This window comes from Streptomyces sp. NBC_01474, from assembly GCF_035918215.1.
Classification (GTDB): domain Bacteria; phylum Actinomycetota; class Actinomycetes; order Streptomycetales; family Streptomycetaceae; genus Streptomyces; species Streptomyces aureus.
This window is the reverse complement of record NZ_CP109449.1, coordinates 4,949,392-4,967,302: the sequence shown is the minus strand read 5'-3', so window position 1 is coordinate 4,967,302 and position 17,911 is coordinate 4,949,392. Positions and strand designations below refer to the sequence as shown.

Annotated in this window: 20 protein-coding genes and 1 tRNA gene; 3 read left to right on the top strand and 18 right to left on the bottom strand. The window is 70.2% G+C overall.

Annotation, left to right across the window (positions count from 1 at the left end; all coding sequences use genetic code 11):
- Positions 1-9: 9 nt before the first annotated feature.
- The gene (locus OG758_RS22765) at positions 10-2,637 is read left to right on the top strand and encodes an Hsp70 family protein (protein WP_326711670.1); all 2,628 of its coding nucleotides are present in this window, start codon (positions 10-12) and stop codon (positions 2,635-2,637) included.
- A complete protein-coding gene (locus OG758_RS22760) occupies positions 2,634-3,116 on the top strand; it encodes a tetratricopeptide repeat protein (protein ID WP_326711669.1) in 483 nt (160 codons plus the stop codon). The genes OG758_RS22765 and OG758_RS22760 overlap by 4 nt, the downstream gene beginning before the upstream one ends.
- Here the strand turns inward: OG758_RS22760 and OG758_RS22755 are convergent.
- The 3 genes from OG758_RS22755 to OG758_RS22745 form a co-directional block, all read right to left on the bottom strand.
- Entirely contained in the window at positions 3,004-5,067 is a 2,064-nt protein-coding gene (locus OG758_RS22755) for a CHAT domain-containing protein (RefSeq protein ID WP_326711668.1), read from the bottom strand. The genes OG758_RS22760 and OG758_RS22755 overlap by 113 nt on opposite strands.
- The gene (locus OG758_RS22750; protein WP_326711667.1) at positions 5,064-5,489 is read right to left on the bottom strand and encodes a hypothetical protein; all 426 of its coding nucleotides are present in this window, start codon (positions 5,487-5,489) and stop codon (positions 5,064-5,066) included. Before OG758_RS22750 ends, OG758_RS22755 begins: the two co-directional genes overlap by 4 nt.
- A 127-nt stretch (positions 5,490-5,616) precedes the next feature.
- A complete protein-coding gene (locus OG758_RS22745; protein WP_116511131.1) occupies positions 5,617-6,105 on the bottom strand; it encodes a YajQ family cyclic di-GMP-binding protein in 489 nt (162 codons plus the stop codon).
- A gap of 216 nt (positions 6,106-6,321) precedes the next feature.
- Here OG758_RS22745 and OG758_RS22740 point away from each other — a divergent pair.
- A tRNA-Tyr gene (locus OG758_RS22740) sits at positions 6,322-6,403 on the top strand.
- Positions 6,404-6,566: 163 nt separating this feature from the next.
- Here OG758_RS22740 and OG758_RS22735 read toward each other — a convergent pair.
- From OG758_RS22735 to OG758_RS22665, 15 genes are all read right to left on the bottom strand, one after another.
- Complete coding sequence (locus tag OG758_RS22735; RefSeq protein ID WP_326711666.1) at positions 6,567-7,928, bottom strand: tyrosine-type recombinase/integrase; 1,362 nt, start codon at positions 7,926-7,928, stop codon at positions 6,567-6,569.
- A 59-nt stretch (positions 7,929-7,987) separates the two neighbouring features.
- On the bottom strand, positions 7,988-8,176 hold the full coding sequence (locus OG758_RS22730) for a helix-turn-helix transcriptional regulator (RefSeq protein ID WP_266741820.1): 189 nt from the start codon (positions 8,174-8,176) through the stop codon (positions 7,988-7,990).
- A gap of 298 nt (positions 8,177-8,474) precedes the next feature.
- Positions 8,475-10,022 (bottom strand): YfjI family protein, encoded by a 1,548-nt coding sequence (locus OG758_RS22725; RefSeq protein WP_326711665.1) that lies wholly within the window; start codon positions 10,020-10,022, stop codon positions 8,475-8,477.
- Positions 10,019-10,348 carry a hypothetical protein gene (locus tag OG758_RS22720; RefSeq protein ID WP_326711664.1) on the bottom strand — a complete coding sequence of 110 codons (330 nt, stop codon included), beginning with the start codon at positions 10,346-10,348 and terminating at the stop codon, positions 10,019-10,021. The genes OG758_RS22725 and OG758_RS22720 overlap by 4 nt, the downstream gene beginning before the upstream one ends.
- Positions 10,345-11,262 (bottom strand): bifunctional DNA primase/polymerase, encoded by a 918-nt coding sequence (locus OG758_RS22715; RefSeq protein WP_326711663.1) that lies wholly within the window; start codon positions 11,260-11,262, stop codon positions 10,345-10,347. The genes OG758_RS22720 and OG758_RS22715 overlap by 4 nt, the downstream gene beginning before the upstream one ends.
- A gap of 89 nt (positions 11,263-11,351) precedes the next feature.
- Positions 11,352-11,636: a hypothetical protein gene (locus OG758_RS22710; RefSeq protein ID WP_326711662.1), complete on the bottom strand. Its 285-nt coding sequence runs from the start codon at positions 11,634-11,636 to the stop codon at positions 11,352-11,354.
- Positions 11,637-11,648: 12 nt separating this feature from the next.
- Positions 11,649-12,014, bottom strand: coding sequence for a hypothetical protein (locus OG758_RS22705; RefSeq protein WP_326711661.1), 366 nt, complete (start codon positions 12,012-12,014; stop codon positions 11,649-11,651).
- Positions 12,011-12,271: a hypothetical protein gene (locus tag OG758_RS22700; protein WP_326711660.1), complete on the bottom strand. Its 261-nt coding sequence runs from the start codon at positions 12,269-12,271 to the stop codon at positions 12,011-12,013. The genes OG758_RS22705 and OG758_RS22700 overlap by 4 nt, the downstream gene beginning before the upstream one ends.
- Positions 12,268-12,873: a hypothetical protein gene (locus OG758_RS22695; protein WP_326711659.1), complete on the bottom strand. Its 606-nt coding sequence runs from the start codon at positions 12,871-12,873 to the stop codon at positions 12,268-12,270. The genes OG758_RS22700 and OG758_RS22695 overlap by 4 nt, the downstream gene beginning before the upstream one ends.
- Positions 12,874-12,883: 10 nt before the next feature.
- The gene (locus OG758_RS22690) at positions 12,884-13,072 is read right to left on the bottom strand and encodes a hypothetical protein (RefSeq protein ID WP_326711658.1); all 189 of its coding nucleotides are present in this window, start codon (positions 13,070-13,072) and stop codon (positions 12,884-12,886) included.
- A gap of 4 nt (positions 13,073-13,076) precedes the next feature.
- Complete coding sequence (locus OG758_RS22685; RefSeq protein ID WP_326711657.1) at positions 13,077-13,370, bottom strand: hypothetical protein; 294 nt, start codon at positions 13,368-13,370, stop codon at positions 13,077-13,079.
- Between the two features lie 152 nt (positions 13,371-13,522).
- On the bottom strand, positions 13,523-15,697 hold the full coding sequence (locus OG758_RS22680) for a cell division protein FtsK (RefSeq protein ID WP_326711656.1): 2,175 nt from the start codon (positions 15,695-15,697) through the stop codon (positions 13,523-13,525).
- A gap of 83 nt (positions 15,698-15,780) precedes the next feature.
- The gene (locus OG758_RS22675) at positions 15,781-16,167 is read right to left on the bottom strand and encodes an RRQRL motif-containing zinc-binding protein (protein WP_326711655.1); all 387 of its coding nucleotides are present in this window, start codon (positions 16,165-16,167) and stop codon (positions 15,781-15,783) included.
- The gene (locus OG758_RS22670; RefSeq protein ID WP_326711654.1) at positions 16,167-17,276 is read right to left on the bottom strand and encodes a conjugal transfer protein; all 1,110 of its coding nucleotides are present in this window, start codon (positions 17,274-17,276) and stop codon (positions 16,167-16,169) included. Before OG758_RS22670 ends, OG758_RS22675 begins: the two co-directional genes overlap by 1 nt.
- Positions 17,273-17,539 (bottom strand): DUF6284 family protein, encoded by a 267-nt coding sequence (locus tag OG758_RS22665; RefSeq protein WP_326711653.1) that lies wholly within the window; start codon positions 17,537-17,539, stop codon positions 17,273-17,275. The genes OG758_RS22670 and OG758_RS22665 overlap by 4 nt, the downstream gene beginning before the upstream one ends.
- Between the last annotated feature and the right edge of the window lie 372 nt (positions 17,540-17,911).

The window sequence follows — 17,911 nt, the reverse complement described above, 5'->3', positions numbered from 1 at the left end:
TCACCCCACATGAGCCAGCAGATCGTCAGCAAGGCCGTAGGCATCGACCTCGGCACGACCAACAGCGCCGTAGCCGTGATGAACCCCTCCGACAGCGACATCGTGATCCACCGCGATCCGGTCTCGAAGTCGTACACGACGCCCAGCTGCGTCTGGCGCAGCCCGGCCGGCGGTGAACTGGTCGTGGGCCGCAAGGCGTTCGCCCGCAAGGGCAGCACCCCGGAGCCGGTCACCTCGGTGAAACGCCTGATGGGCAGCCGTACGACCGTCGACCTGGCCGGCGAGGAGTACACCCCGGCGCAGGTCTCGGCCGCGATCCTGGCCGAGATGAAGCGCCGGATCGAGACGGACGTGGCGGCGTTCGACAGCCCGGACGTCCGCTGGATCGTCGACCGGGCCGTGGTGACCGTGCCGGCCTACTTCGACCAGCCGCAGATCGACGCGACCCGCAAGGCCGCCGAGCAGGCCGGGCTCGAAGTCCTCGGCCTGCTCCACGAGCCGACCGCCGCCGCCAGCCACTACTGCTGGCGCACCACCACTCGTAACGGCACCTTCCTCGTGTACGACCTCGGCGGCGGCACCTTCGACGTCAGCGTCCTGCGCTGCACGGAAGGCACCTTCGAGGTGCTCGGCATCAGCGGCAACAACCGCCTGGGCGGCGACGACATCGACGAGGCCTTCGCCCGGTACCTCCAGAAGATGCTCCAGGCGGACGGCTACGCCCTCGACCTCGACCCCGAGAACGACCCCGAGGACCGGCTCCGCTTCAGCCAGCTGAAGATCCTCGCGGAGGGCGCGAAGAAGGCGCTCACGGACCAGCCCGACTACATGCTCCGCGACACCGGGCGCCTCACCGACCAGGAGAAGCGGCCGGTCGTCATCGACGCGCTCCTGGAGCGGCCCGAACTGGACGACATCGCCCGCCCGTTGATCGAGCGGACCTTCGCCTACTGCGACGAGGCCCTGCGGCGCGCCGGGGAGCGGGCCGGCATCACACTCGCCGACGTCGACCACATCATCCTGGCGGGCGGCTCGACCCATATGCCGCTGGTCAGGGAGATGGTGACGCAGGAACTCTGCGCGAACCCCGCGTCCGGCTCCGACCGCCAGGTCCGCGCGGCCTGCGAGGCGCCGGTCGTCGAGCACGCCGACACGGCCGTCGCGCTGGGCGCCGCGGTGCGCGCGGCGGCCGTCGGCGGTCTCGCCGTCTACGACGAGGCCCGTACCGTACGCGTCTCGTTCCACGGCTTCGCCGCCACGGGCTCCGAGGCCACCCACGTCGGCGGCACCGTCCAGGCACTCGCCGACGGCCTCGACCTCTCCGGCGGCCGTGTCCACCTCACCACCACCGGCTTCGAGGACGAGGCGGACCTCACCGAGGAGGGCGCCTTCGCCTTCACCCAGGTCCCGGTGCAGCCGGACGCGGAGAGCCTGCTCACGTTCGAGGTGTACGACGCCGAGGGCGACGTGGTCGCCACGGCCGGCCGGGCGCTCGCCCACAGCGCGCGGCCCGGCGGTGGCGGGGGAGGAGCGGCCATCACGGCCAAGTCGGTCCTCCTGGAGGTGGACCTGGGCGACGGGCGCACCGGCCGCCGCGAACTGATCCCGGCCATGCAGCAGCTGCCCTTCGAGGCCGACTTCGACTTCGGGCACCCCGGCCGGGAGCAGGTCGAGCTGCGGCTGTTCCAGCAGGCCGTACCGATCCAGGTGATCAAGGTCGTGGTCCCCTCGTCGACGCCGCGGGGGACGGCGATCCGGATGAACGTGGCCATGCAGGAGGACGCGTCCATCACCGTCCGCGGCTCGATCGGCGAGGACACCACCTTCGACGCCCTGCTCGAAGTGCCGGTCGACCCGCCGATGCCCGACGCGTCCGTGGTCGAGGAGCTCTACCACCGCTTCGAGGAGAACGTGGGCTATCTCGCGACGGGCCCGCAGACCGTGGTCCGCGCCAAGTGGACCAAGGCCCGCCGCGCCTTCGAGGAGGCCCGCGACCGGGGCGACGTGGCGGCGGCGGTGCACGAGTTCCGCGAGCTGGAGGAGATCGTGGCCGTCCTGGGCGAGGTCGACCAGGAACTCCAGCCGCCCAAGCGGGAGTTCGACGCCCTGGTCGACGACTGCCTGCGGCTGCACGCCCATCTCTCCGAGGCGGGACCGGCGGGCGACAAGCCGTTCGACGCCCCCGAGGTGATCCGCGCGATCGAGGCCCAGCGCGCCGAGGGAGAACGCGCCCACGCCGCCGGTGACCAGCGCAGGTACGGCGAGGCGATCGCCCAGCTGCAGGGCCACTTCACCTACCTGAGGGGGCTGCTGCGCTCCTCCCCGGGCGGGGAACTCTCCCCGCAGGAGCGCGCCGAGGGCCTGCTGCGCTTCGGGTTCCAGCGGGCGGAGGAACTGAGCCGGGTCGCCGTGGCCACCGGCAGGACCTCGGAGGAACGCGACCTGACCGACGTCAGGAACCGCCTGGAGCAGCTCGTGCCCCTCCTCGCCACGAACCCGGAGCAGGTGGGCCAGGACGCGGGCAAGCTGGTCGCACGGCTGCGTCAGCTCGGCCAGATCCTGCTCACCGAACGGGCCGAGGCCGTCGGCATCCCGGTCGACAACCCCGGGAACCGGTCCGCAGGGGGGAACTGGTGACGTCGGACCCGGGCCGGCTGGCCTGCCCCCTGCCGCGCTGCCGGGCCGTCAACAGCGCGACGGCGGAGACCTGCCGGTCCTGCGCCACCCCGCTGCGCGCGTGGGCGCGCCTGAGGGCCCACCCGGCGAAGCTCTTCAACGCGGGTCTTGAGGCGGCCAGATCCGGCCGTACGGCCACCGCACGCGACCACTTCGCCGCCGTCGTCCACTGGTGCCCCGGTGACGCCGAGGCCCGCAGTGCCCTCGCGCTGGCCTGCCTCCTCCTGGACGACCCGGAGGAGGCGCGCGACCACTGGAACCAGGTCCTCATCCGCCGCCCGAGCGACGCGACGGCGCTGAAGGGCCTGGCCCACCTGGACTCGCGGGTTACGGAGAGTCCGGAGCCCGCGGAGTCTTCGACGCCCCCGCAGAATCCGCAGCATCCGAAGCCGTCGGAGCCGCCGAAGCCTCCGGAGAAGGAGCCTGCAACGACTGAATGACCAGCTCCGGCGCCACCCCCAGGCGCCGCAGCATCGTCCGCGCCGTGGAGTCCTCGTCGGTGAGCATCGCTATCAGCAGCGTCTGCTCGTCGACGGGCTCCTGCGCGTCCCGGCAGGCCTCCTGCACCTTGGACAACGTCCGCGAGGAGAACTCCCTCGGTTTGGGATTCCCCAGCCCGGCCAGCTTCCGGAACGCGGCCGCGCCGTCCTCGCCCTGCGCGGCGAGCGCCCCGCGCAGTGCCTCGCTCCCGACGACCCCGAACGCGCGCAGCATCATGTACGTGCTGATCTTCTTGCGTTGCACCGAGGCGAGCAGCCGCGCGCACTGCACGGCGGCGGCCGCACGCGGGTCGAGCGACCCGATGTCCACGCGCTCGTCGTCGCCCAGCGCGGGCGCGTCCGAGTGCGGCAGCAGCAGCCGCTCGGGTGCGACCCCGATGAGCTGCAACAGCTCGGCGCAGCTCCCGCCGCCCGTCGCGAGGAACGCCAGGGAGATGTCGTCGACGCCGATGTCCCGCCCGGCCTCCTGGGCCCGTGCCTCGGCCCCGTCGAGGACCCGGGTCACGGTGCCGGACAGCCCGATCCGCGGCCGGTGCCCGTTCACCGCGGTGAGCGACGCGCTGCTCGACCCGGCCTGGGTATCGCTCCCGCGCGGTGTCTGCCCCTGCATCTCGCGCAGCACCTTGGCCAGCAGATCCATGCGCTGGGCCCCGATCCGCGCGGCGGCCCGTTCCCGTACCGCCTCGTCCTCGAGCAGGGCCATCAGCAGATCGATGGAGGTGACCAGACCGCGTACGGCGGCGAACTCCCGTGTCTTGCGCAGGAGTTCGGCGGCCTCGGGAGTGAACTCGGGCCGCTCCGGCGCGGTGGGCGGCGGTGGGGCGTGCTCGGCCGCGGTGGAGATCCGCACCTCGGGATCCCCGTAGAGCACGAACGACGCCCAGGCCCAGTCCGCCCGCTGCTCCAGATCGGCCCGCGCCTGCCGCATCGCGGCCCCGGCCGTGATCTGCTCCTGGAGCTGGCCGTAGAAGGCCTCGGCGAAGCGCAGCGCGCTCGCGTCCCCGACCGGCGTCCGGGTACCGACGACGGTCTTGGCCCCCATGACCATGAAGGACATGCAGGCGCTCATGGTGAGCGAGGCCTCGGCGAGCGCACGCGAGGCCGGTTCGAGCGCGGGGTCGGCGGACGCGCAGCCGTTGATGAAGACGACGGGGGGCGCCCCGAGCCCGGCCAGCGGCTGGAGGGCGTCCATGTCGATCAGCTTCCGGTTGTGCACCATGAGCCCGGCGGCCCCGGAGACCCCGGACACGTGCCCCGAGTAGTGGAAGAGGTCGTACGGATCCTCGTCCTCGGCCAGTTCCTGGATCACCCGGACCAGGGTCGCGTCCCGCCCGATGAGGACGGTGCACGCGACGCCGTGCCCCTCCAGCCAGGCGCTGATCCGCTCGGTCTCCTCACGGGCCGACGGCAGATCCCCCAGGGTGTCCCCGACGATCAGCGCCCGCCGCACCTGTGTGCACTCGCGCCCGCCCACCACCGGTCTGCTGACGACGGACCGCCGGCCGAGCTCGTGCACGAGGCCGAGGAAGCTCTCCCCGTCGTGCAGCAGTTCCCACGGCACCAGGGACTCGTTCGTGCTGACCAGGAGCGATCCCGTCGACTCCTTCAGCTGGCGCACCATCTCGCCCGAACCGGCGCGTGGAAAGAGCGAGTTGAAGAGGAGTCTTCCCTTCTGCCTGAGCACTCTGCCCAGCGTCGGATCGTCGTCACGGGCGTCCTTGAGCGCCTCGTCGATGTCCTTGCACAGGTCCTTGACCAGGTCCTGGCTGACATCGACGGCGTGTTCCTGCTCCAGCGGCCCCACCACGGACCCGCCACCGGACTTCAGCCCGTACGCGTACTGGGTGCGCCCCGGCCCGTGCGCCGAGGTGCGTACGTCGAGGGTGGTCATCGCCCGTCCCGCCGGTGCAGGTCCAGAAAGCGCGCGATGGCATCGCTCTGCGCGCGGTCCGACGGATACGTGATCTCGAGGCGCTGGTCACCGATGGTGATGACGACGGACGGGACCACGTCGTCCGCGCCGGCCGGGGCGGGCTGCCGCGCCGCCGCCTCCCGGCGCCCGGCGAGCCAGCCGCGTACGGCCTCGACGATCGACACCACGTCCACCGCACCGCCGACGAGCAGCGTGCAGACCTGGACCAGCTCGGCAACCCGCTGGTCGGAGGAGGGCGCGGTGAGTCGTACCTGGTCGACGCTGGCGGCCCCCGCGGCCGTCAGCGCCTCGTGGAGGGTGGCCAGTTCGGGCCCCGGATCCGGCCCGTGCAACGCCAGTTCGAGGGTGGAACCTGCGCCGACCGTGGGTTCTGCCGCCACAACAACCTCCAGTGCCCTGTGGGCAGCGGGAATCTAGTCCCACCAGCCTCGCACCGGGAGCGGCGGCAGACCATCACGTCAGGGCAATTGCCCCTGCTTCAGCGACAGTTGCGGTCACCCGCTGTCCCTACCGGTAGTTCACGAACTGCAGCGCGAAGTCGAAGTCCTGGCCCTTCAGCAGCGCCTGCACGGCCTGGAGGTCGTCACGGCTCTTCGAGCTGACCCGCAGCTCCTCGCCCTGGACCTGCGCCTTGACGCCCTTGGGGCCCTCGTCGCGGATGATCTTGGCGACCTTCTTGGCGTTGTCCTGCGAGATGCCCTCCTCGATGGAGGCGAAGATCTTGTACTCCTTGCCGGAGAGCTGGGGCTCTCCCGCGTCCAGCGCCTTCAGCGAGATCCCGCGCTTGACCAGCTTGGTCTGGAAGACGTCGAGGATCGCGTTGACGCGGTCCTCGGAGTTCGCCTCCATCAGGATCTTCTCGCCGGACCACGAGATCGAGGCGCCGACGTTCTTGAAGTCGTAGCGCTGCGAGATCTCCTTGGCGGCCTGGTTGAGGGCGTTGTCGACCTCCTGCCGCTCGACCTTCGAGACGATGTCGAAACTGGAGTCGGCCATGTCCTGTGGCTCCTTGTATCGGGTGGTGAAACGGCTTGCGTCTGAATGCGTCATCCACGGCCCTCGGTCCCCGGGCCGCATCCGCAAAGCCTAGCCACCACCCCGCCCCCAGGTGCCGATCAATCGGGTGGCGAAGCACCCCCGTCCATCAGGTATCGTTTACGTCGTTGCCACGGAGCACCGCCCCAAAGCGGAGATCCAAAGCAGCAAACCCATGGCGGTGTGCCCGAGCGGCCAAAGGGAGCAGACTGTAAATCTGCCGGCTCAGCCTTCCCAGGTTCGAATCCTGGCGCCGCCACACGACCGAGAGGGTCCGTGACCAGCGAATACGCTGGGAACGGGCCCTCTCGTCGTTTCCTCGGGCGGTAGATCCGCTTTAGGCGCATTGCCCCACTGTGTCTCACCCTGATTCGCATGCTGACCAGCGTGTGTGGGGCAGCCGTGGGGCGCCCCACGAGCCACTAGCCCTTCAACGCGGCCTCGATCCGAGCGTTGGCGGTGGCCGCCGCACCGTCCAGGCACTTCGCGTAGACGCGGAACAGGACGGCCACGCTGTGTCCCGCTCTCTGCGCGACCGCCTGTGGCTCGACTCCGGAGCTCAACCATGTCGACACGGCGGCATGACGAAGGTCGTATGGGCGCTTGGCGAGGGTAGACGCGTACTGCGTTGGAGAGAGCGCCCGCCGGCGAGCCTCGGCCCACACCTCGCCGTAGCCGGTGTCTTGGATGATGCCGCCTCGCAGGGTGCGGAACAGGCGGCCGTCGGGTGACACCCCGTACGCCGTGACGTGCCACCGGAGCAGCGCGACCAGGTCCGGGGGGATGGGGACCACTCGGACTGCCTTGCGGGGCCGGTGCTTCAGTCCCCGCCTGTCGTGAGACTCGCCCGTGTCGGTCCAGGCGGATCCAGAGCGGGGGCGCGTCTCGCGCAGTCGCAGCGTGCCCCATCCGCGGCGTGGGAGGTCGCAGTCTGCCAAGCGGAGCCCGATCACCTCCGCTGGCCGTGCCGCCGCGAAGTACATGCATCCGAAGAAGGCGACCATGCGGCGCCCTCGGGGGCCCTGTGCACGCACGGCACTGAGCAGTGTCGCCGTTTGGCGCGGTCCCGGCACGCAGGCGGGATCCACCTCGTCCGCGACCTGCTCGGGTGCCTTCCACTGGATCTGGGGTAGCGGATTGGCGGGGAGGCGATCGGCGTCGACCGCGTAGCCAAGGGCGTTGTGGAAGATGGCCCGCTTCCGGCGGATGGTGCTCGCAGCGGCCGTCGTACCGTCCAGCTTCTTGGTGAGCGCATCGAGTGCTGTCCGTACGCGCATCCGGTCGGACAGTGCCGATGTGGGGAGTGACTTCCGCTCGAACCAGTCGAGCACCTTGGCCACGTCGGCGGGGGGTTCCTCGTCGCGGCGGTGCATGTTGAACGCCCAGCTGTACAAGGCTGCGCGCACTGTCTTGGCATCGGCCATGCCCTTGGTGTCTTTCACGAGCACAGGGGTGACGGTGGCCATCGCTTCTGCGAGCGTGCGGCGGGTCGAGCCGGGGGAGTGGGGCCACTTCATCGCGATGTAGTCGAGGGCGTGCTGATACCAGCTCACGTCGTTGCGGTCCCGAAGCTTCTTGACCGGTACGCCCGTTTCCTCATCGAACGGCTCGCCAGCGTGCACCGCGCGAAGAAGTTCGGCGCGGCGGCCTTCGGCCAGTGTCTTGGTCTGGAACGTCCGAGAGTGCGGAGTGTCGCCTGTCTTCCAACGCAGCTCTGCTGAGGCTTGCTTACGGTCTTTGCGCTGCCGGACAGCCCAGATGCGGACGTCGTACGTCGTGCCCATGCTTCTCCAAAATCAAAAGGGCCCGCCCCGGAGATCCGGGGCGGGCTCAAAGGGCGATGTCAGGCAGCGCGCTGCTCGCAGGCAGCCCACCAGGCATCGAGGTCGTCTCGGCTGACACGGAGGTGCCCGTTGGGCAGCCTCTGGAGGCGGGGGGCTTGGCCGCGGGCGCGCATGCGGTAGAAGGCGGCGCGGCTCATGTCGATCTCTTCGAGGACTTCAGCGAGCTTGAGCTTCTTGGGGCTGGCCACGGTGTGACTCCTTCGCGGATCCAGTGCGAGAACCGGGGAATCGCTGACAGAACTGACAGAACCTCGGCGTATGGCCTCTGACCTGCATGTATGGGCTGGTCGGGATCTTTGACAGAACTGAATTAAAACCTGACAGAACCTCTTGGGAGGGGGTTCTGTCACAGCGCCCCCGGCGCGGGGCCGGGAGTTCTGTCAGCATTAAATTCAGTTCTGTCACAACCGCGATCATGGCCGTTTATGCAGGTCAGGGGCGTTGTCGGGGAGTTCTGTCAGTTCTGTCAGCGGATTTGGGGTTGTGTCAGGCGCCCCGGCCGATGCGGGGGTGGGTCTCGTAGCGGGGCGAGGGCGGCCGGCCACCGCGTCCGGTGCGCGGGGGCGGCGGCTGTTGGCGGATCCAGCCGTGTTCTTCGAGCAGGGCCAGGGCCGGGTCGAGGTCGCCGATGGCGGGGAAGTCGGCCCGCCGCAGGGCCCGGAACAGCTCGCGCTTGGTGAACTGTGCGGGGTTGCTGGAGACGAGTTGCGCGAGGACGGTCACCGCGGATTCGTGGGCGGGGTCTGCGCTCATGACGCTGAACACGTCCAGGGCGTGCGCGGTGAAGTAGACGCCCAATTCGGTAGCGGCGGCCATGGTGGATGCTTCGATGGGCTTGTGCCACCCGTCCTCGGGGTGAGCGGCGAGGTGCAGGAGTCCGGCGATGCGGGCCACGGCGCCGTCCCGCTTGGACGCCCATTTCACGATCGGCGCGAAACTCCCGTCCGGACCGAGGCGCGATTCGGTGACCTTCTGAAAGGCCAGGAGGACCGCGTCGGCTTCCGGGGCGAGCTGGATGAGGGCGGGGTCGGACCAGTCCGCCAGGGCGAGCGTCAGACCCGCCAGGTGCTTGGCGTAGGTAGCGGCCACCTGCTCGTCCAGTAGGGCGGGGGTCAGGCTGCGGGAGCCCACCAGGGACAGGGGCTTGGAGTAGAGGAAACGGGCAAGGAGCCCGCGCCCGTCAGCCCCGTCGATACGGCTGAGCGCGTCCAGAACTTCCGGCTGCACCGCCAAACCGATCGTGACTGCCGGTGAGTCGACGTGCTGTGCGCTGCGGCCCTGCCGGTTGACCCGGAGCATGTCCCCGGCGTGGCCTTTGAGGAACATGCCCATGTTGGGCTTGCCGGTGTAGCGCCCGGCGATGATGTCGAACAGCTCCCCCTCAGCGCTCAGGCAGGAGATGCGCCCGCCCTGCTCGTCCAGGAGCGTCCCGACGTTTTCCGGCGTCACGTCGTCTGCGACGAGTTGCGGTTCGGCGGGGACCCTCATCTTGTCTGCATCTTGGGCGAGTTGGACGGCGTCGGCGGTCAGGGTGTCGCGGTGTTCGGGCTCCGCGTTTGCCGCTTTGCCTGCTGCCTTCTCGGCTGCGGACTTGGCCAGCCTCGCCAGGGTCTCGGCTTCCGCCCTCACGGGTCCGGAGAGTTCGATCAGGGCCTTCTCCGCATCGAGCAGCGGTTGAACCATCAGGTCGAACACGGCCGACTTGCGGTTTCCGGGAGGCAGGGCGATGGCGGTGTAGATGTTCACGGGCTCACGCCAGTGACCGCGTACGCATACTTTGACTCGCCCGCCGGCGGCGGTGGCGAGGACCGCCAGGGCCAGGCATCCCGCAAGGTCGGCGGGGGTCTGGGTCTCCTCGGCGACACCGCGCACCATGCTGCCCAACCAGGCGGGGAGGACATCCACAGGGAAGTCCGGGAGAGGCGGGCGGGTACGAAGGGGAACGGGTTCTTCCCAGGCCGGGCCGGTGATCTGCTCGGGGTCGATGTCGAACCCCTCCCACAGGTCGGGGCTCATGTCATGGGGGATGCTCATACGGCCTTGCCTCCTTCCTTGGCGCGGGCGAGCTGCGGGCAGGTGTCGCGGTGTTCGTTGTGGGCGGCCACGAGGCTCAGTACGGCAGCGCGGCCGATGGCGGTCCGTTCACGGCCGCAGGAGCACCACGAGTGGGCCGATGGGGTCACGCTCCAGTCCGGGGGCGCCACGACGTGCAGAACGGCCCGGGGGCGGTATCCGTCGTTCGTCTGCGGGTCAGGGCGAACAGCAATGGGGACGCCTTCGGCGACGCCCTTCTCGTCGCCCACCACGAGGCGCAGGTGCCGTCGTTCGGCGGCATGCGGGGAGCGAGGACGGCTACTCATGCCGCCCTCCCCGCTTCGGCGCCTAGGCCGTTGCCGACGGCGCGGGCTGCGTACGGCTCGGGGACCCCAACCGAGACGGCCGCGGCGATGACCTCTTGCCCGAGCACGTCCAGGCCGCAGGGGCCGGGGCACTGGGCGTGCTGCTTGGCGAGGAACTGGGCCACTCCGAACGCCTGTGAGGCCGCCCCGGATTCGGTACGAGCCGTCACCAGGGCTAGGCCGCGTTTCAGGCCGGTGCGGACATAGGTCGCGGTGTGGCGACAGCCTGTGGCCACCCTTGCGTCCCACGTGGCGCGGCTGGCAGATGAAGAGACCACCTCCCCGCGGGCGGGGGTGGTCTCTTCCTTCTCGACCAGGGCGCGGACGGCGTCCGGCAGGGGCGCCATGGAGCCGGTGCCGGGTCCGAGCCAACGGGCGTACTGCATGAGCGACTTGATGTCGATGCCGGGACGTACGGCGTTGGCGGACCGCATCGGCCCCAGGTAGATCCAGTGCTCCCCACGGGTGGTGGGCACGGTCCGGGTTGGCGGCAGGCTCTCGCGGGCCCACGCGACCGCGTCGGCGTCGTCCAGGTCGACGACCGTGAGCCCGGCCCCGCCGGGGTGGTAAGCGACGGCCGAGGCTTGCACCCACGCGAACGTCCATGCGCGTGAGGTGAGGACGTCAGGGTTCGTGGTGGCGGCGGCCCATGCGTGGCAGGGGCGCAGGCAGCGGCACGGGCCGGACGTCTTCATGTTCAGCCGGCCGCCACAGGCGTTCTTGGCGCAGGCCGGGCAGTTCCCGAACGGCACCTTCCCCGCTCGTAACGGCAGCGCGGGCACGCCGTGGGCCGCGAGACGGAGGGCTGTGAGCCGGTGCTCGTCGAGCGGGCGAGGACGGGAGTGCTCTCGCCTGATGTCGGTGGGTTGGGTCATGCTGGAGGTCTCCAGTTCCTTCGTGGGTGCTGGCTGGCAAGGGCGGCCCCGCTTCTTTGGCGAGACGGTGGGGGCCGCCCTTGGCGTAGCTAGAGGTCGGTGAGGGCGTCGGTGGGGATCTCGTAGACGTCGATGACGTCGGCGACACCGGTCCAGTAGCCGGGCGTGTAGTGGACGTAGCCGATGTGCAGCGGCGTCCCCTCGCGGTCGGTGGTGGCGTACACGTGGACGGCATCCACGACCTTGCTGGGCTGCCTACGGGCACTGCGGATACCGGCGGTGGCCTGGTGGGCGGTCAGATGCCTCGCGCTGCAGAGGCGGTCGTCGATCAGGGGGTACAGCGTGGCGCGGCGGGCGATGGTGTTCTTGGCCATGGATTCCTCCGGTCAGGCTTCGGTGCTGGTGTCGTAGCCGAGCGAGGACAGCTCGGTGTGAGCGCGGTCCAGGAACTCGGTGAGGGTCTGCGCGATGATCGCGGCGGAGGCGAGGGCGGAACGCGCCTCAGCGAGGTGGTCGTCCGGGGCGCCGTAGTCCGCGGTGACCGCACCAGTCTTGGCGAGCGTCTCCAGGAAGCCGGAGAGCTGGTCGAAGCTCTGGGGCAGACGCTGGGTGAGGAGCGCGAGTGACGCGACGGTCTTGTACGCGTCGCCGGGGTAGACCAGCTCACCCTTGGCGCTCTGGGTCGCGTGGTTGAGGTTGCGGATGGCCTCGGCGGCTTGGGCCGCGAGGTCTGCCGGATTGGCGATCGTCATGCGCGGGTCTCCTTGCACTGGGGGTAGCGCTCGCCGATGGAGCACCGGTCGTAGTCGTCGATGTAGACCTGGAAGTCCTTGCGGTCGCCGTCGGCGGTGCGCACGGTCAGGAAGTACGGGCGCGTCGCGCTGGCCGGGGGCGTGCGTTCGGCCTTGGCGACGACGACGCCAGCCGGGCCGTCGGGCAGGGAGCACCCGGCAAGCAGGGCCACAGCGCCCGCGGTCATGGCGAGCGCGGCGTAGGTGCGGCGGTTCACGCTGCCTCCTGGTCGGTGGCGGGGAGTTGGGGCAGGCCCGCGTCTGCGAGGGCCTGCGGGTTGAAGCCGGGCAGCGCGGCCCGGGTGAGCAGGGCGGTGGCGAGCTGTTCGGCGTAAGCAGCCCCAGCGCGGGCCGTTTCGATCTGGGCTCCGGCCTCGATGGCGGTGACGCGCTCGATGTGGGCGTGCTCCTCGCGCCGCACCGTGGTGTGCCGCTCGTGGGCCACGGCGGTGCGGCGGTCGGTGCGCCAGTAGCGGGCCGCCAGCCCGTACGCGGCCACGGTCGCCAGGACCCACAGCAGCAGGGGCAGGGAGAGGCCGTCGGCGTATCCGGCGATGCCGGTGAAGGCGAGGGCGCCGGAGGTCGCGAACGCGGTTCCGGCGATGACCTTGTCTCCGGCGTAGCCGGTGGAGGCGAAGACGCCGGCCGCTCCGGCCGCGAGCGAGAGCGCGGCCATCAGCACGGCGTTGCCGGTGGAGTGTTCGGCGCCGTTGGCGTTCCAGATCCTCGCCAGGATGAGGACGGTGGAGGTGGCGAGGGCGGGCGCGGCTTTGGGGGCGATGAGGGGCAGCCAGTGCCGGGCGATGATCTGCTCGTTCATGACCGGTCTCCTAGAGGTTGCCGATGGCGTGGATGACGGCGGTGGTGAGTTGGTTGATGGGACGGGCGGCGCCGGTGGAGGCGAGGAAGAACCCGAACCCGGTGGCGATGAACGCGCTGCCGTAGCCGAGGCTGTGGGAACGGAGCAGGAAGAACAGGACGAGGCCGAACAGAGCGACGAGCGAGACGGTGATGGCCATCGGGTTATCCCTTCGCGGCAGGCTTGAAGGCGGGCTGCTTGGTGGGGGTGTCGGTGCCGTCGCGGTACAGGCGCAGCCACACGTTGTAGAGGTGGCGTCCGACGCGTATGCGCTTGCCGTGGCCCTTGCAGCGGCGGCATGTCTTGCCGGGCTTGGGCCGTCCCTTGCGGTCGGTCTTGAGCGCGCGCCCCATGCCGCGGCACTTGCGGCAGTCGCCGAACGGACTACCTGCACAGAGACTGGCGTAACCGAGCGTGACGGCGAGTAGGCAGGCGCTAGCAAGGAGGATGAGGGTCATGGGGTGCCTTCCAGGCGGGGTTTCCGGCGTTTGCGCAGGTGGGGTGCTAGGTGCGAGTTCGCAGATGGGGGCCGGTTTGGGCTGCTAGCGGGGGTGCTAGACCTAGCAGCGATGGCTGCTAGGTCTAGCACTCGTGCGCGGCGCCCTCCGGACTACTTTCCGTCACGCACGGTGACGGCTTTGGTGATGTCGGCGCGGGCGATGCCGCGCCGCGTGGTGCCCTTGCCCTTGTCGCTCGTGCCCCATACGTCCTGTGCGGCGACGCCGTGCGGCTTGAGGTTCGAGGTGACCGTCTCGCCCTTCCAGCCGCCGTAGACCTCCGGGCGCAGGGCGGCGAGCCGGGCGGCGACCTTCTCGTTCCAGACCTTGTCCTCATCGGCCGGCACGACCTTGAGGATGTCGGCCAGCAGATCGAAGGTGGCCTCACCGCTCTCGGGCTCCAGTCCGATGGCGTGCCCGGTGACGTTGCCGTACTCCTCGCGCATCGCGCGGGCCCGGCCCACGACCTGCTCAGCCCCGAGCGCGTCGACGAACGCGGAAGCCACGATGCGCGGGTCATCGCCCTCACCGGCCATCCAGCAGATACCGCGGTCGGTGCGGGAGAACATCGTGGCCCGGTACCCGGCCTTGTACATCGAGGTACCCAGCACCATGTCGTTGGCGGGCTGGCCCATGACCTTCAGGCAGAACCGCAGCACGGCGTTGGCTGAGATGCCGGTGGGCAGCGACTTCGCGTCGGGGCGCTGGGTGCCGAAGAGGGTCACCATGCCGAGCGCGGGACCGCGCTTGCACAGGTCGGTGGCGATCTCTTCGAGCTCCGCGCCGTACTTCTCGTGCTCGAAGGGGACTTGGCACTCATCGAACCCGGCGACGATCGGGTGCAGACCAAGGGACTTGTCGCCTGCCAGCTCCGCAGTCACCTTCGATTCCGGGCAGCGCGAGCGCGGCAGGGACTTGATGACCTTCGCCCGCCTGCGCAGCTCGGTGCGCAGCTCCCGCAGCGATTCGAGGACGTAGAGGATGTCCTCGTCCTCGTCACCTGCGCGGTAGCGGTGGCAGACCGGCTCCAGGGCGCCGAAGTCTCCGGTGCCCTTGAAGTCGAACGCGTACAGCTCCGCACGCGGATCGAGTGCGGCGATCAGCAGGAACAGTCGCATCAGGAACGTCTTGCCCATGCGCGGGATCGAGCCGACGACCACGCTGGCGAACATGAGGGTCACGGACACGTCGCCCATGCGCTGGTCGTTGCCGAACACGACCGGCTTGAACAGGTCCACGCTGCCCGACTTGAGCAGCGGCCACGCGGGCTTGGTGGTCTCGTTCATGGGCTTGTCGCCCACCCACAGGATCAGGCGTCCCTCGTGCTCGGTCGGGTCGGCTGAGGGCCACACACAGCCGACCTTGCGGCGCAGGCCGGACGCCAGCGGCTTGCGGGCCTCCATGATGTCCTCCGGGGTGACACCCCAGGGAAGGTCCAGGTCAGCGCGGTATCCGGGACCGTCGCGGGTGATCTCGGAGGTGAAGCGCATCCCGTTCATGTCGGCGCCCTTCTTGATGGCGGCCGACAGCTTCGCGTTGCCGATGTTGTCCAGCGCGCGCAGCACGATCGATCCGGTGAGCTTTTGGATCTCGGTCTTGAGCACGGCCGGGCCGATGACGGGCTGATCCTGGGGCGCCCCCCAGAACCCGGCGACCAGCACCGCAGTCGACGCCAGGACCGTGAGCCAGCCCGGGGCCATGACGTACATGGTCAGCGCGAACACGGATCCGAAGATCAGGCCGACGGTGGTGACGAGGACCCGCAGGCGTACCCGGTGGTCGCGCTGACGCGACAGCTTCAGGTACTCAGCGGTGTTCTCCTTGTAGACCTCGTAAGCGCGCAGCGGAGCCGCCTCCGCGTCCCACACCCACCGGTTGGTGTTGCGGACCATCCGGGCCGCGCCGCGCGGGGCGTGCAGCCCGAGCTGCAGCGCGTACCAGGGGGTGCGGATGCCGTGGAAGACGGTCGCATAGAACGCGTTGCTGGCCGCGCGCTGCGTGGTCGAGACGAACCCCGGCTTCGAGGTCAGCCAACTCGGCAGGATCGGCCTGCGCTTGTAGGTGGTGATACCCGGGGCGGGCAGATCGGGCGAGTCGACCGGCCGCGGACGGGGCGACTCGTCCTCGTCGTCGTCCGCCTCCACCGGCGCGACAGGCGCCGGGGTTTCGGCCGGCGCCGCATCGGGGGCGGGGGCTGGAGCGGCGGGCAGTCCGGTAGTGATGTCGAAGACCTCAGCGTCAGGACGCTCGGGCTCTTCGGGCTGGCCAGTGACGGTGTTCTCAGACACGGTGGGTCTGCTCCCTCTGGTCGAGTGGGGCGAAAGGGCCCGGCCGTCGCTGTAGGAGGTGGGCGGCCGGGCCCTTGCGGAGTTCAGGCGACGCACTGTTCGTTGGGGTAGGCGCAGGTCACGCACATGCCGAGTGAGGTAGGGATGACGTATCCGGCGTCCAAGTGGCAGGCCGGGCAGGTGCGGCGGGCGAGCATCGCCAGGGCGAGCGCGCCCCACTTGCGGGAGGTCATCGGCCGCACGGGCTTGGCGAGGTCGAGGCGGTACAGGAACGCCACGCTCACGCCTGCTTTGCGGCGGCGGGAGCGGCGCATGAGTTGGGCCGCTATCGGCTGTCCACCCGGCCGCAGCCCTTGCGCCCGGAGCTGTCGGCGCGTGGCCAGACCCTCCGGGGCAAGGCGCCACGGGTAGGTAGGGACGCCGTAGCGGGCGCCGTTCGGGTCGTAGCACTTGCCGAACGCCGCGGACATCAGGCCGCTGCCTCACCGGCGCGCTCGGCTCGCAGCGTGTCCCGCAGCCACCGGGCGTTCTTCGGGGAGGTGTGCACCGCGAGGCGGATGCCCTCGGCGGTCAGCTTCGCGTCCGGCCAATCGGCCGTCACGGTACGGGCCTCATCGAGCAGCTCGGCCGCGGTCCGCTTGGGCCGACTCGATCGGGCAGCGTCCGGCACGCGACCGGTGGCCCCACGGGGCCGGGTCGATTCCGCAGGCACGGTGCGCTTCTCGATCGACCGGACCGGGGCCGACTCGATCGCCGGGACGGGCTTGGTCGCAAGGGTCGACTTCAGGAAGCCGACCGCGACCGGAGGCGGCAGCACGATCGGGTTCGCGGTGATCGGCGCCGGGGTCGATTCGGGCAGGTCAGGCGTAGACCGAATCCTCACGGTCTCGGTAGATTCCTCCGTATTCGCGCCGACAGGCGGGAGAGCGTCCGGGGCGAGGCGGAACATCGACCCGAGGGCGGCGTCCGCGCCGATCGTGACGCGCTGGCGCTGCACATCGAGCAGCCTCGATCCCAGTTCCGCATCGCCCGATCCGACCTTGCGGGCCAGTCGCCACGACGCCCGATCCGACCACTTGCGGATTCGTTCGCTGGGGTGGTTGGCGGCGCGGGCCCGGTGGTAGGCGAGCCGCTGGACGACCTCGACCGCCCGGCGCTCGCCTTCCGCGTCGCGTCCGTCGGTGTGGACGGCGATGCGGCGGGCCAGGAACGCCATGCCCTCGGCCGAGACGCACATGCCCATCGGGGTGATGGCGTAGATGACGGTCGTGCCCGGGTCGTCGGCGGCCATCGCGGCCATCGCGGATGCGGCGGCCGGCAGGGCCCAGAGCCCGAGTCGAATGATGTGCGGTGAGGACTGGCCCAGCATGGTCAGCCCGAGCAGCACGAGCGCGAGGACGGCCGTGGCACCCTCGCCCGCGGACACGGCCCCGAGCGCGGTGCCCTTGCCGTAAGCCCCGCTGATGTTGGAGTACGTACCGGCCCCACCGAACAGGCCGGTGGCGACCATCGGCACGAACGCCGCACTCAGCACAATGATCTGCGTCTTCGTCAGAGGTGTGCGGGTCTGGGCAGTCATGCCGCACCGCCCGTCACCGCGGCAGCGGCCCGGTTGGACAGTTCACGGCGCGCGGCCAGGACCCGGCGGCGGGCCCGGCGGATGCGCCGCTGGTCCAGCTCGGTCGGAGCGTGGTCCAGCGTGACAATCTGCGCGTCCAGCAGCTCGACACGAGCCAGGATGACGGGCATCTCGGCCTCGATCGCGTCCAGCTCCGCGGCCGTCGGCTCGCGGTCGAACTTGTCGGCCGTAACGACGGCCTGAAGTGCAGCGATGTTCTTCATGAGTCGTGTTCTCCCTAGCAGGCGGTACGGCTCGAAAGCGGCCCCGGTGTTCGAGCACCGGGGCCGCACGCCGTTGAAGTCGGTAGATCCGGCTCCCCTCGACCCCGCCCGTACGAGACCGCCCCGCAGGGCTCCCGGACGGGCGAAGGAGGCAACCGGCGCGGCGCTAGCCGCCGCGAAGCGGTCGAAGCTGACCGGTTGGCCGCGGCGCTCGCTCGCGCTCACAGACCGAGAGATGAAGCGGCGCCGCCGTACCGGTCGATCACGGCTGCGCCCATCGCTTTCGTCGACTCACGGCCACTCCTTCGCTCGCTGAACAGGGAATACGCACTGCAAGGGGACCTAGTCCCACCCTCCGGCCGTTGCTCGCGG